Here is a 14,195-nt window from a genome sequence, read left to right on the forward strand (position 1 = left end):
AAGGGAGCCAGGCGCGCCATCTGCGCGTCGGTCAGCCAGAAGAGATCGCTCATGTCACCGCTCCGTTTTCGGAGGCGTGAATCACGAAGCGCAACAGAAATCAATGCATCCTGACCCTAGGGTGCTGGCCTGCGCCGCGTGTGCCCACAGGGGGCATGGGCACCCCGGTTTCTATCGGGCCGTGCTTCGGCATCACACGGCACCCCGGATCGGCACGACATTTTCGGCGGGTTCTTTGCCGTGGCAGAATGCGGCCCAATCCGCCATCATGGCGCGGCGGCGTTCTACCATGTCGCTACGTTGGTAAGCACGTTCGACCGCCGACCCAACGCAGTGGGCAAGGGCCATTTCTGCCATGTCGCGGTCGTAGCCCCGTTCTGCCGTCCAAACGCGGAAGGTCGAACGCAGCCCGTGGGGCACCGCAGGACGCCCGCTATCGGGGTCAAGCCACCCTTTCCGCCCCGCCTTCACTTCGGCTTCCTGCATCCGCCGCATAGTCGCTGACAGGGCCATATCGGACAGGGCACCGCCCCGAACGGCGGGGAACACATAGGGCGACCCGGACACGCGCGGAACCGCCTTCAACAATGCAACGGCGGCGTCGGACAACGGCACGCGGTGGTCGCGCTCCATCTTCATGCGTGCGCCCGGTATCTTCCACATGCGGGCTTCAAGGTCGATTTCATCCCAAGTTGCGCCGCGCACTTCCCCCGACCGCGACGCACACAGCACGGCGAATTCTAGGCACCGCGTCGCCATGCCGTCGCGCTTGCGCATTTCGGCAAACCACTTCGGGAAATCGGCTTGCGTGAGCGCGGGCTGTTTCGTGACCTTCGATACCTTGGAAGGCTTCGGCAGAAGTTCTTTCAGGTTGCCAGCCCAACGCGCCGGGTTGTCGCCCGTCCGGTAGCCCGACACGGTTGCCCATGACAGGACGCTTTCAATACGACCGCGAAGGCGTGTTGCGGTATCGGTCTTCGTTTCCCACAGCGTGCCGCCCGCTTCGTTCACCGCCTGATTGAGAACGCGAAGCACGTCTTGGTGCGTGATGTGGGCAACGTCCATATCGCCGATCTTCGGCACGGCGTAGGTGTCCAAACTGCTACGCCAATCCTTGCGGTGCTTTTCGTTGCTGAATTCGCTTTCCTTGCGGGCGTGGGCTTTGGCGATTGCATCCTTGAACAACATGGTTTTGCCGCCGTCGTCGTATTTCTCTTTCAGCTTGCGGCGCTGTTCGGCGCGTTCTTCGATGGGGTCGCGGCCTTCGCGCACCATGACGCGCAACCGTTCGACTTCTTCGCGTGCCTTCTTCAACGAAAGTTCGTCTATCGGGCCAAGCCCCATGCCACGGGTCCGACCGCCAAGCGTGAACTTGAACACCCATGATTTCGTGCCCCACTTCGACACTTGCAGGTATAGCCCCTTGCCGTCGGCATAGTGCCCCGGCTTCGCCAATGCAGCGACCTGTTTTGCGTTCAAGCGCCCCTTGTCGTATGCCATGCCGCCACAATCCTACTCAATTTCTACTAATGAAATATCGTAGAACCATCGGGCTTTCGCAAGAGTCACCGGGAAGATTTCTTCCGTTAACCCATTGACTCTAAATGTTAACACGGGGAAACGCGGGAACCATCAAGAGGCCAGCATGGCCGCTACCGCCGGAGCCATAAATCCCTGAAACGTCTGGGATTAAAAAGGCAAGCCCCCGCAAGGGGGCTTCTTTTTTTGGCACAAACCAAATGCAGGCGAACAACTTGGCTCGCCCTGTTTGACTGCATTTTCCAACCCAGCCCTGGCTTTACGTTTCCTTCCTTCGCAGCACTTCAGGAAGCCTCCACCCGTGTCGCGGCGAAGCGGTTTACATGCTGCCTGCCGCGACGAAACCCACGCAGCCGACCGAGAAGCGCCGGCTCTGGGGCTGGTCGCCCTGCCGCCGCAGTGGGGTGGCGGGCGACCGGTGGCAGTAATCTAGTCCGGCAACTTGACCGGGCCGAGTTCCGGCCACAAGTCGCCCGGGCCGGGATTCGCGTCATGGCTGGTTCCGCCCAGATGCGTCATCACCCCCCAGACCGCGTTCAGCGCCGTTTGCACAGCCCCCTCGACCCATGCCGGGGTCCAGCTGATACCGTCGCCCGCCATGAAGATACCGCGCTGCTCGGCCGGCATGTCGGCCTGCATGAAATGCCCGTACATGCGGTGATTGTAACGGTAATGCCCCGGCAGCGCGCCCTTGAACGCGCCGAGGAAATTCTCGTCGCTTTCCCAACTGACGCAGATCGGGTTGCCGCGGATATGGCTGCGGATATCGGCACCGGGATAGACCTTGTCCAAAGCCTCCAGCGCCAGTTCGACCCGCTTTTCTGGGTTCAGCGGCAGCACCTTCAGCGCGTCCGTCATCCAAGAGTAGCTGAGGCATATCACGCCGGGTTTGTCGGGGCCATTGTCGAAGAAATAGGTGCCGCGCGTCAGCCGGTCGGTCAGCGTCATCGACAGGACCGGACGGCCAGTTTCGGGGTCGACATCGTTCCAGAACGGCCGGTCGACCATCACGAACGTCTTGGCCGCCTGCATATAGCGGGTCCGATCCAGCGCCATCCACAGCTTCTGATCGAAAACCGCCTCGTCCACCGCGACCGAGGTGGTCAGCAGGTGGCTTTGGCAGGTCACCAGCACCGCGGGATAGCTGCGCTGCACACCCCATTGGTCGGTGACGGTGAAGCCCTCGCCTTCGCGCGCGATGCGGGCCGCGCGCCCCAGCGTCGCGCCGCCGTTCAGGCTGGCGAGCGTCGTGCCTTCGGGCCAATGCGCTGATACGGCAGGCTGACGCCACAACCGGTGCAGCACGTTTTCGACCCCGCCAACGATGAAGCGCTGGTGGTCGTCCAGTTCCAGCAGGTTGACGCGCAGGATCTCCAGCATGGAATTCGGGAAATCGCTGTCCCAGCCGCCGGTGCCGAAACCGACCTGACCGAAGACCTCGCGATGCCGGAAGCTCAGCTTCTGGAACGCTTTCGAGGAGACGACGAAATCATAGAAGGTGCGTTCGTCCCATTTCTCGACCAGCGGATCCCAGATCTGCTTCAGCCGCGCCGCGTCGCGATCGCGCACGGCCTGTTGCAGCGCTGCGAAATCGACATGTTCCTGCAATGCGTCGCGATAGGCGGCGGCGACCTCGTGATACAGCTGCGGCAGATCGTCCAGCGTGCGGGCAAAGCGGGTGTCACCTTCCAGGTCGATCACCGTGGATCCGGCGGCCTCGGTCAGCGGGTTCGGAAACGGCTGGCTGTCCATGCCGACAAGGTCGACATAGTGGTAGAAGCTGGTGGAGGAGACGGGGAACCGCATGCCGCCCAGTTCGGCCACGACATCCTCGGTTCCTTCGAAGGTTTCGGACCGCAGCCGGCCGCCGAACTTGGCCGATTCGTAGATGATCGGGCGCAGGCCCATCTTCATCAGTTCATACCCGGCAATGATCCCAGCAGCCCCCGCGCCGATGATCGCCACCTCGGTGCCATGATGCGCGGAAGGGATCTGGCCCAACCCGTCCGGGTGTCGCAGCCAATCGTCATAAGCGAATGGAAAATCTGGTCCAAAGGCGGTGACTGGTCTGCTATTGCTCATGACATGCTTTCTCCCTGACGGCCGCAGTCTTAGCGCGCCCGAGGCGAGAGGATAAGACCGGATGGTGAAATTGGGGGCAGGACGTGAAGCTTGCATTGTGGCAAACCGCGCCAACAGATGGCCGGATCGAACAGGCATTCAACGCATTATCGGCACAGCTGAAGGCAGCGGCAGCGGCGGGCGCCACGCTGCTGGTCGCGCCAGAGCTGTTCCTGCCCGGCTATGACCGCCCCGACCTGCACCGCGATCTGGCCCAACCCCGCGACGGCGACTGGATGAAGCGGCTGTCAGAAATGGCGCGCGAGACCGCTTGCGGCATCTGCCTTGGCTGGGCCGAACGCGACGGCGAGGCCGTCTATAACGCCGCCACCCTGATCGGCCCGGATGGCGAGGTGCTGTCACATTACCGCAAGATCCAGCTTTACGGCCCGATGGAAGCGCAGAGTTTTCAGCGCGGCGACCAGCTTGGTCCCGTGGTCAAGCTGGCGGAATGGCCGGTGGCGACCCTGGTTTGCTATGACATCGAATTTCCGGGCCACGCGGCGGCGCTGGCGGCAGCGGGGACGCGGCTGATCCTGGTGCCAACAGCCAATCCGCTGGGTTATGAGCATGTCCAGCGGTTGCTGGTGCCGGCTCGTGCCCATGAAAACCGTGCTGTGGTGGCCTACGCGAATTATTATGGCGCGGAAGGAAACACCGTCTTCGGCGGCCTTTCGGTAATCGCCGGGCCGGACGGTCAGCCATTGGCCACGGCCGGCGCGCGGGGCGAGGCGCTGCTGATCGTGGACCTGGCGGCAGTCGACGCCATCCCGGCCGACAACTGGTCGGCCCTTGCGCAGGAATATCGGGACGTCACCCAAAGTTGATTGGGACGGCTGCGCGGATGACGGGCGGCCCAATCGCCGGGCCTGCGGCAGGACCGCCCCGGATGATCTCTGCCACGCCCCCAAACAATGCCGAAAGAAAGCTGCCGGCGACCGCATGTCACGCCGCGAAGGGTGTTGAAAAAACCGGCAATCCCCCGGATCATGCCCGCAACAAGGCAAATCATATTCAAGGGGGCCCAGATGCCGACCAGCATGAGCGGGAAACGGGACAAGCGAATCGACAGCGCGCGCAAGATTGCCGCCGCAGGTGGGGCGTCGCTCGACCCGGAAGTCCTGCTCAAAAGGGCCAGCAAGGACGATCTGGAACAATACAGCCCCGAGATGCTGGCCCTGACCGCCGCACATGCCCAAAGCGAGATCGCCAAATGGGACGGCGGCAAGCCTCGCGTCAGCATCGAAACCCTGCCTGGGGTCGAGCCGGGCGGCAACAGCGTTTCGGCCATCGCCATCACCGAAAGCAACGTACCGTTTCTTTTCGATTCGATCATGGGCGAGGTGACCAGCACCCATCGCGATATCCATCTGGCTGTGCACCCGATTCTGGTCGCTGCGCCGGGCCAGCCGATGACGCTGTTCGATCCCGACGAGGAAAGCGACCCCGCCCACCGCGTCAGCCATATCCAGATCCATCTGTCCGAACTGACACCGGCAGAAGCCACCGCGCTGAAGGCCCGCATCGACGAGGTGCTGGAACAGGTGCATCAGGCGGTGCAGGACTGGCCAGAGATGACCGCGCTTCTGGATCAGGCCATGCGCGAGATGGAGGCCCATGACGCCGGCCGCCGCAAGGCCGAACAGGACGAGGCCCTGGCCTTCCTGCGCTGGCTGCGCGACAATAACTTCACCTTCCTCGGCATGCGCGAATTCACCTATTCCGGCAAGGGCGACAAGGCCCGGGTCGAGCGTGGCAAGGGCAAGGGTCTGGGGATCCTGTCGAACCCCGATGTGCGGGTGCTGCGGCAGGGCAAGGACAGCGTTCTGACCACACCAGAGATCCTGGCCTTCCTCGACGGGCCGGAATTCCTGCTGGTGACCAAGGCCAATGTGAAATCGGTCGTCCATCGCCGCGCCTATATGGATTATATCGGCGTCAAGCGCTTCGATGCGGATGGCAATGTGACGGGCGAGCTGCGCGTCGTCGGGCTGTTCACCTCGACCGCCTATACCCGACAGGCGGCAGATATTCCGCTGCTGCGCGACAAGCTGGCCAAGGTGATCGACCATTTCGGATATGATCCGCAGAGCCATTCCGGCAAGATGCTGGCCAATACGCTGGAATCTTATCCGCGCGACGACCTGTTCCAGATCGATTCAGGGCTGCTGGCGCGGTTCAGCGAACAGATCAACGATCTCGGCGATCGCCCGAGGGTGCGGGTTCTGGCGCGCGCCGATCAGTTCGACCGCTTCGTCTCGGTCATCGTCTTCGTCCCGCGCGAGCAGTATAATTCCGACGTGCGTGAACGCATCGGCGAATATCTGAAGACCGTCTATGACGGGCGCGTCTCGGCCTATTACCCGGCCTTCCCCGAAGGCGGGCTGGCGCGGGTGCATTTCATCATCGGGCGTTCTGGCGGCAAGACCCCGCGCATCCCGCAAGCCAAGCACGAGGCGGCCGTGCGCAGCATCGTCACCCGCTGGGAGGACCGCTTCGATCTGCTGGCCCGCAAGGATGGGGTCGAGCTGGACACCAGCACTGCCTTTCAGTCGGTCTTCCCCCCGTCAGAGGCCTATGCCGATCTGCCCGATATCGTCGCCGTCCGCCCCGAGGACCCGATCCGCATCGCCTTCTATCATCTGCCACGCGAGGTCGAGCGCCCCGGCTCGGTCGAGTTGAAGATCTTCCATGCCGGCAGCCCGGTTTCCCTGTCGCGGCGGGTGCCCGTGCTGGAAAATCTGGGTTTCCGCGTCATCAGCGAACAGACCCATGACCTGACCGTGCGCGAAGACGGACAGCCGCCGCGCCCGGTGGTGCTGCACGATATGGAGCTGGTGACCCGAGACGGCCGACCGATCGAGCTGGACAAGATCGGTGCCCGGCTGGAGGAAGCCTTTCTGGGCGTCTGGAACGGCGTCATCGAGGACGGCACCTTCAACCGGCTGATCGTGCTCGCCGGACTGACGGCGCGCGAGGTCAACGTGCTGCGCGCCTATGCCCGCTATCTGCGGCAGGCCGGTATCACCTATTCGCAGGATTATATCTCCGACACGCTGAACAAATATCCGGCCATCGCCGCCGACCTGTTCCGTCTGTTCAAGGCCCGGATGGACCCGACGCTGGCCGAACGCACCCGTGACCGCAAATGCCAGACCCTTATGGCCGCCATCGAGGATGCGCTGGCATCGGTGCCCAGCCTCGATGACGACCGCATCCTGCGCCGCTATGCCAATGTCATCCAGTCGACGCTGCGCACCAACTATTTCCAGCAAGACGCCGCCGGCAATCCGCCGCCTGTGCTGGCATTCAAGCTGGACCCCCAAGCGCTGGAAGGCCTGCCCGAACCCCGCCCCTACCGCGAGATTTTCGTCTATGGCACCCAGGTCGAGGGCGTTCATCTGCGCTTTGGCCCGATTGCGCGTGGCGGGCTTCGCTGGTCCGACCGCGCACAGGATTATCGGACCGAGGTGCTGGGTCTGGTCAAGGCCCAGCAGGTCAAGAACGCCGTCATCGTCCCGGTCGGCGCCAAGGGCGGTTTCTATCCCAAACAACTGCCCGAAGGCGGCAGCCGGGACGAGATCTTCAACGCCGGCAAGGATGCCTACAAGACCTTCATCCGCACGCTGCTGTCGGTGACCGACAACATCGTCGGCCCCGATATCGTGCCGCCGCCCGACACCCTGCGCATCGACGGTGACGACCCCTATTTCGTGGTCGCCGCCGACAAGGGTACGGCGACCTTTTCCGACACCGCAAACGGCCTTGCGCAGGAAGCCGGGTTCTGGCTGGACGACGCCTTTGCCTCGGGCGGGTCGGCTGGCTATGACCACAAGAAAATGGGCATTACCGCACGCGGCGCTTGGGAAGCGGTGAAGCGCCATTTCCGCGAAATGGACATCGACATCCAGACGACCCCCTTCACCGTCGCAGGTGTGGGCGACATGTCGGGCGACGTCTTTGGCAACGGCATGTTGCTGTCGGAACAGATCCGGTTGATCGCGGCCTTCGATCACCGCGACATCTTCATCGATCCCGATCCCGACACCGCAAAATCCTTCGCCGAACGCAAGCGCATGTTCGATCTGCCGCGATCCAGCTGGCAGGACTATGACCGCAAGGCGATGTCACCGGGCGGCATGATCATCTCGCGCGCGGAAAAGCTGGTTACGCTGACGCCCGAGGCGCAGGCCGCCATCGGTCTGGACAAGGCGCAGGCCACGCCGTTCGAGATCATGACCGCGATCCTGAAGGCACCGGTCGATCTGCTGTGGTTCGGCGGCATCGGCACCTATCTGCGCGGCAGCCTTGAGACCGATGCCGAGGTCGGCGACCGCGCCAATGACCCGATCCGCATCACCGCCACCGAGGCCGGCGCCCGCGTCATCGGCGAAGGCGCAAACCTTGGCGTGACGCAAAAGGGGCGGATCGAATTCGGGCTGAATGGCGGGCGCTGCAACTCGGACGCGATCGACAACTCGGCCGGGGTGAACTCCTCGGATGTCGAGGTGAACATCAAGATCGCGCTGGCGCCGGCGATGCATGAAGGCCGCCTGCCGCGCCCGAAACGCAACAAGCTGCTGGCCTCGATGACCGATCAGGTTGCCGATCTGGTGCTGCGCAACAACTACCAGCAGACGCTGGCGCTGTCGCTGACCGAAATGCGCGGCGCGGCCAACCGCACCCTGCTGGGCCGGCTGATGACCCGACTGGAAGAACAGGGCCACCTGAACCGTAAGGTCGAAACGCTGCCCAACGATCAGCTTCTGGGCGAACGCTATCAGGTCGGCAAGCCGCTGACGCGGGCCGAGATCGGCGTGCTGCTGTCCTATGCCAAGCTGGTGCTGTTCGACGAGCTGGTGGCCAGCGACCTGCCCGACGATCCCTATTTCGTCGCCACGCTGGAAAATTACTTTCCGGCGAAGATGCGCAAGGCCTATGCCGGCGACATTCACGACCACCGGCTGCGCCGCGAAATCATTGCAACCGTGCTGGCGAACGAGGCGATCAATCGCGGCGGCCCGGATTTCGTTGCCACACTGACCGATGCGACGGGCCATATCGCCGCCGATGTCGTCAAGGCGGCGGTTGTTGCGCTGGAGGGGCTGGGCCTGCCCCGTGTCTATGCCGAGATCGACGCGCTCGACAACAAGATCCCCGGCGCGTTGCAGAACCGGCTGTATCAGGAGGTCGGGCGTGCTTTCGCCCAGGTCACCGAACGCCTGCTGCGCACCGGCCTGACCGATGCGCCCGTTGCCGATGCCGTGGCCCGGCTGCGCGATGGCATGACCAAGCTGCGCAGCCGCCTGCGGGCCGCCCTGCCCCCGCATGTCGCCGACGAGATCCAGACCGAGATCACCGAGTTCGTCGAGGGTGGCGTCCCCGCGACCCTGACGGGCGAGCTTGCCGATCTGATGCTGACCCCGCTGGTCCCCGAGATCATGGAAATCTCGGCCGAAACCGGCATCGCGCTTGATCGCACAGCGCAGGCCTATTTCGCGGTGACCGAGGCGCTGCGGATCGACCGCCTGCTGATGGCGGCCGAGCGGATCCAGACCACCGAACAGTTCGAGGCGATGGCCCTGTCGCGCGGTCTTTCCCAGATCAGCAACGCGCAACGCGCGCTGACCGCTGCCCTGCTGCGCGGACAGAAGGGCGGTCGCGGGGCGGCGTCGTCGTCGTGGCAGGACAGCGATACCCGCATCGCCAGCGCTGGCGCGCAGCTTGAACTGCTGGTCGAAAAAGGCGAGCCGAACGTGGCCCGGATCACCGTCGCCGCCGGCCTGCTGGAGGATCTGGCAAAGCTCTATGCGGCTGCAAGCTAGGACGGTGAAAACAACAGGACCGGCGCTGACGCGCCGGTCCATCTGGTTGTCTTTCGCCCCGGTATCGGGGTTCGCGTGTCAGACCGCGCCGCTGCGCGGGCGGATCGTCAGGTCCTCATCCGGCGGATCCGTTTCCAGCCGGGCAAGGATCGGGCAATCGGCACGTTGATCGCCCCGGCAGGACGCAACCAGATCGGTCAGCGTCGCCACCATGTCCTGCATGTCGCGGATCTTTTCTTGCAGCGTGCCGATATGGTCGCTGGCAATCCGCTTGACCTCGGCGCTCTGACGGGACTTGTCGCGCCACAACCCCAGCAGGTCCGAGATCTCGGCCACGGAAAAGCCCAGATCGCGCGCCCGGCGGATGAAGCGCAGCATATGCACCTCGGTTTCAGCATAGTCGCGATAGCCAGAGCTGCGGCGCGCGGCGGGCGGGATCAATCCGATCTGTTCGTAATAGCGGATCATCTTGGCGGAAACGCCCGAGGAACTGGCGGCCTGACCGATATTCATGCGTGATCTCCTTGCTGGTGCCGCCCGCGCGCCTTGCAGCGGGCGGCCGGGTCTTCATTCGGGGGCGCGAAAGCGGCGCAGGCGCAGGGCATTGCCCAGCACGAAGACCGATGACAGCGCCATCGCCCCGGCCGCAAAGACCGGCGAAAGCAGGATGCCAAGGGCCGGATACAGCACGCCGGCAGCGACCGGAATCAGCGCCACGTTATAGGCGAAGGCCCAGAACAGGTTCTGCCGGATATTGCCAATGGTTGCCCGCGACAGCGCGATGGCGGTGGGCACGCCCGTCAGGCTGCCCGACATCAGCACCACATCGGCGGCCTCGATGGCGATGTCGGTGCCGGTACCGATGGCAAGGCCGACATCGGCCTCGGCAAGTGCCGGGGCGTCGTTGATGCCGTCACCGACGAAGGCGACCTTGCCATATTGGTCCTTCAGGCGGCGAATGGCGTCAACCTTGCCATCGGGCAGCACCTCGGCCACCACCTCGTCAATGCCAAGCCGGGCGGCGATGGCCTGCGCGGTGCGGGCATTGTCGCCGGTAATCATCACCACTTTCAGGCCCAGATCGTGCAGCGCCCGGATCGCGGCGGGGGTGCTGTCCTTGATCGGGTCGGCCACGGCAACAATCGCCGCCAATCGGCCGCCGATGGCGGCGTAGAGCGGCGATTTTCCTTCAGCCGCCAGCCGTTCGGCAGTGCCGGCGAAGGGCGCCACATCATGGCCCAGCTGCACCATGAAACGATCTGCACCGATCTCAACCGGCTGATCGCCCACAATGGCCGTCACCCCGAAACCGGTCACGGATTCGAAGCCTGAAACCGGCGGCAGGGCGATGCCCTCGGCCTCGGCCGCTTCGACGATGGCGCGGGCGATGGGATGTTCGGACTTCGCCTCGACCGCGGCCAACCGGCCCAGCACTTCGGCGCGGTCGAAACCGGTCGCGAGGTCGAGATCGGTCAGCGCAGGCCGCCCTTCGGTCAGGGTGCCGGTCTTGTCCAAGGCCACGACGCGCGCATCCTTCAGCAGTTGCAGCGCCTCGCCCCGGCGGAACAGCACACCCAACTCGGCCCCCCGCCCCGTGCCGACCATGATCGAGGTCGGCGTCGCCAGCCCCATCGCACAGGGGCACGCGATGATCAGCACAGCGACCGCATTGACCAGTGCAAAGCCAAGCGCCGGCGACGGCCCGAATACCAGCCACACCACGAAGGTCAGCGCGGCCACCACCATGACGGCGGGCACGAACCACATCGTCACCCGGTCAACCAGGGCCTGGATCGGCAGTTTCGAACCCTGCGCCTCCTCGACCATGCGGATGATCTGGGCCAGCACCGTGTCGCCGCCGACCGCCGTCGCGCGGAAGGCGAAGGCACCCTTCTGGTTCACCGTGCCGCCCGTCACCTGCGCACCGGGGGCTTTGGCGACCGGCACCGGCTCTCCGGTAATCATCGATTCATCGACATAGCTTTCGCCCTCGACCAGCTCGCCATCCACGGGGATACGCTCGCCCGGGCGGACTTCGATGATGTCGCCCGCGTGCACTTCGGCGATATCCACATCCACGCCCCTGCCGTCGCGGCGGACACGCGCGGTCCGGGCCTGCAGACCCACCAGCCGCTTGATCGCCTCGGACGTGCGGCCCTTGGCGCGCGCCTCCAGCAGGCGGCCCAGCAGGATCAGCGTGACGATGACGGCGGCGGCCTCGAAATAGACATTGACGGTGCCGGGCGGCAGCAGGCCGGGCGCGAAGGTCGCGACCAGCGAATAGCCATAGGCAGCCAGCGAACCTACCGCGACCAGCGAATTCATGTCGGGCGTGCCGCGCAACAGCGCCGGCAGACCCTTCTTGTAGAAGCGGATGCCCGGGCCGAACATGACCAGCGTGGTCAGCGCGAATTGCAGGTACCAGCTGTTCTGGATGCCGATGGTCGTGGCGACAAGACGGTGCATTCCGGGGATCAGATGCGAACCCATCTCCAGCACGAAGACCGGCAGGGTCAGCACCAGCGCCGTGATGAAATCGCGTTTCAGCGCGCGTTCCTCGGCATCCTTTCGCGCGGCGGCCTCGGCCCGTTCAGCCTCGCCCTGATCGGCGATGGGGGCGGCTTCATAGCCGGCCTTCCGGATCGCCGCGATCAGGCTGGCCGCATCGGCCGTGCCGTGCACTGTCGCGCGTTCCGTCGCCAGATTGACCACCGCATCACTGACGCCCGGCACCTCTTTCAGCGCGCGTTCGACGCGACCCACGCAGGACGCGCAGGTCATCCCCCCCACCGAAAGCTCGATCGCCCCCAAGGAGGCCGGCACCGAATAACCGGCGTTTTCGATGGCGGCGACGAGTTGCGGGCGATCCAGCGCCGGGCCGGAAATCGCCGCGCGTTCGGTCGCGAGGTTGACCACCGCGTTACTGACACCCGGAAGGTCTTTCAGCGCACGCTCGACACGGCCCACGCAGGATGCGCAGGTCATGCCTTCGATCGGCAGGGATATGGTGGCAAGTTGGTTGCCGGCGGTTCGGGCGGGCGCATTCATGGCCGCTTCCTTTCCTTCAAATACAAGGTCCGCACTGGGATATGGGGCTTCCAACGATGGGAAGGTCAAGACTGAAAAGGGGCGGAAGGCAAAAAACATTCCCATGACTGGAACATTGCTTGCCCTTCATATGGGACGGCGGTGTCAAAATGAAAAGGCCGGTGTGAGCCGGCCTTTTCGTGCAGTTATGGGCAGCGCCCCTTCAATCGGGGCCGCGCAACAAGTGTAAGCCCGCCGATCAGGACTGTGTGGCGGGGAAGCCCGCCGCATCCAGCGCCTTCAGCACGGCTTCCGGCGCCGCGGACGTCTCGACCGAGACGCTGCGGTTTGCTGGATCGGTCGCGATCCGCGCGTTTTCGTCCAGCGTCGTGATCGTCGCGCTGACCGCACGGGCGCAGCCGCCGCAGGTCATTTTCTCGATATGCAGTTTCATCGAATTCTCCTGATTCCAGTTCAGGCAGCCGATATGGGGCTTCCCACCGTTGGAAGGTCAAGAGCCAGAGCGAGGATTTGTGTCACGCCCATGGGCAATGCAAAGCCGGCGCCGCAGAACGCGGCGCCGGCAATAGTTAGCCGATAACGGCATCTGCAATCAGCAGCGCGGACGAAACGCCCCGCTCAGTGACTGTGCCCGGACGGCGCCGCGGGCTGCATGAAGCTGCAGACCTCCTCGCCCGTCCAGTCGATGCCAACGGTCGGGTGTTCGATCCCATAAGTGTCCTTCAGGATCGCTTCGACCTGCGCCACCATCGCGCCCAGATCGGCGCCCGCCTGCGGTTGAATTTTCAAGGTCGCCAGCGTCCGGCCCGAGGTGATCTGCCAGATATGGACATGGCTCACGGCCTCGACCCCCGGAACATTGTTCAGCAGATGCGTGGTGATCTTGTCCGTATCAGCATTGGCGGGCGCGCCTTCCAGCAGAATATCAAGGGTGTTCTTCAAAAGAGCCCAGCCACTGCGCAGGATCAGCAGCGAAACGAAGACCGACAGGATCGGGTCGATCGGCGTCCAGCCGGTAAACCAGATCACCACAGCTGCCACGATCGCGCCGACCGAGCCGAGCAGGTCGCCCATGACATGCAGCACGGCACCCTTGACGTTCACATGTTCGCTGTCGCCGCGCGTCAGCAGCCACAGGACGAACAGATTCACCAGCATGCCGATGAAAGCAATCACGAACATCGAACCGGCAAGGACCGGCTGCGGCTCGCGGAAGCGCTCGACAGCTTCGAACAGGATGAAGCCCACGATTCCGAACAGGGTCAGCGCGTTGATCAGGCCGGCGATCACCTCGAACCGGGCATAGCCGAAGCTGCGCCGGCGATCTGCGGGGCGCCGGCCAATGCGGAATGCCGCATAGGCCAGCCCGAGCGCGAAGGCATCGGTCAGCATATGCCCCGCATCCGCCAGCAGCGCCAGCGAGCCCGAGATAATGCCCCCCGCCGCCTCGACCAGCATGAAGCCGAAGATGATGAAGAACGAGATCAGGATCTTCTTCTCGTTTGCCGCAGTGACCTCTGGCACATGCGAATGATCGTGATCATGGTCGTGGTTATGGCCGTGCGCATGATTATGCCCGGCATGGGCCGCGTGATCGTGGTCGTCATGTGCAGAATTCTGGGTCATGTCGTATTTCCTGTCGCCAATTTAACAGTTGAATAG

At 64.1% G+C, this 14,195-nt stretch carries 8 protein-coding genes; 2 read left to right on the forward strand and 6 right to left on the reverse strand.

Features of this window, described 5'->3' with window-relative positions:
• Nucleotides 1-192: 192 nt before the first annotated feature.
• Nucleotides 193-1,500, reverse strand: a complete 1,308-nt coding sequence (locus G7044_RS08465) for a tyrosine-type recombinase/integrase (protein ID WP_166327985.1) — start codon at nucleotides 1,498-1,500, stop codon at nucleotides 193-195.
• Between the two features lie 468 nt (nucleotides 1,501-1,968).
• A complete protein-coding gene (locus G7044_RS08470; protein ID WP_166327986.1) occupies nucleotides 1,969-3,621 on the reverse strand; it encodes a flavin monoamine oxidase family protein in 1,653 nt (550 codons plus the stop codon).
• Nucleotides 3,622-3,704: 83 nt separating this feature from the next.
• On the opposite strand from G7044_RS08470, the gene G7044_RS08475 reads away from it, so the two are divergent.
• Entirely contained in the window at nucleotides 3,705-4,487 is a 783-nt protein-coding gene (locus G7044_RS08475) for a nitrilase-related carbon-nitrogen hydrolase (protein ID WP_166327987.1), read from the forward strand.
• Nucleotides 4,488-4,688: 201 nt separating this feature from the next.
• Nucleotides 4,689-9,485, forward strand: coding sequence for an NAD-glutamate dehydrogenase (locus G7044_RS08480; protein WP_166327988.1), 4,797 nt, complete (start codon nucleotides 4,689-4,691; stop codon nucleotides 9,483-9,485).
• A gap of 78 nt (nucleotides 9,486-9,563) precedes the next feature.
• On the opposite strand, the gene cueR is transcribed toward G7044_RS08480, so the two are convergent.
• The 4 genes from cueR to G7044_RS08500 all read right to left on the reverse strand — a co-directional run bounded on the left by cueR (nucleotide 9,564) and on the right by G7044_RS08500 (nucleotide 14,159).
• Entirely contained in the window at nucleotides 9,564-9,998 is a 435-nt protein-coding gene (cueR, locus tag G7044_RS08485; RefSeq protein WP_166327989.1) for a Cu(I)-responsive transcriptional regulator, read from the reverse strand.
• Between the two features lie 54 nt (nucleotides 9,999-10,052).
• The gene (locus tag G7044_RS08490) at nucleotides 10,053-12,533 is read right to left on the reverse strand and encodes a heavy metal translocating P-type ATPase (RefSeq protein WP_166327990.1); all 2,481 of its coding nucleotides are present in this window, start codon (nucleotides 12,531-12,533) and stop codon (nucleotides 10,053-10,055) included.
• A gap of 238 nt (nucleotides 12,534-12,771) precedes the next feature.
• A complete protein-coding gene (locus G7044_RS08495) occupies nucleotides 12,772-12,966 on the reverse strand; it encodes a heavy-metal-associated domain-containing protein (protein ID WP_166327991.1) in 195 nt (64 codons plus the stop codon).
• A gap of 185 nt (nucleotides 12,967-13,151) precedes the next feature.
• Nucleotides 13,152-14,159 (reverse strand): cation diffusion facilitator family transporter, encoded by a 1,008-nt coding sequence (locus G7044_RS08500; RefSeq protein ID WP_166327992.1) that lies wholly within the window; start codon nucleotides 14,157-14,159, stop codon nucleotides 13,152-13,154.
• Nucleotides 14,160-14,195 lie beyond the last annotated feature (36 nt).

The organism is Paracoccus xiamenensis (genome assembly GCF_011308835.1).
Taxonomy (GTDB): domain Bacteria; phylum Pseudomonadota; class Alphaproteobacteria; order Rhodobacterales; family Rhodobacteraceae; genus Paracoccus; species Paracoccus xiamenensis.

Coding starts and splice junctions, on each gene's coding strand:
- G7044_RS08465 (WP_166327985.1), bottom strand. CDS start 1,500: ATGGCATACGACAAGGGGCGCTTGAACGCAAAACAGGTCGCTGCATTG.
- G7044_RS08470 (WP_166327986.1), bottom strand. CDS start 3,621: ATGAGCAATAGCAGACCAGTCACCGCCTTTGGACCAGATTTTCCATTC.
- G7044_RS08480 (WP_166327988.1), top strand. CDS start 4,689: ATGCCGACCAGCATGAGCGGGAAACGGGACAAGCGAATCGACAGCGCG.
- cueR (WP_166327989.1), bottom strand. CDS start 9,998: ATGAATATCGGTCAGGCCGCCAGTTCCTCGGGCGTTTCCGCCAAGATG.
- G7044_RS08490 (WP_166327990.1), bottom strand. CDS start 12,533: ATGAATGCGCCCGCCCGAACCGCCGGCAACCAACTTGCCACCATATCC.
- G7044_RS08495 (WP_166327991.1), bottom strand. CDS start 12,966: ATGAAACTGCATATCGAGAAAATGACCTGCGGCGGCTGCGCCCGTGCG.
- G7044_RS08500 (WP_166327992.1), bottom strand. CDS start 14,159: ATGACCCAGAATTCTGCACATGACGACCACGATCACGCGGCCCATGCC.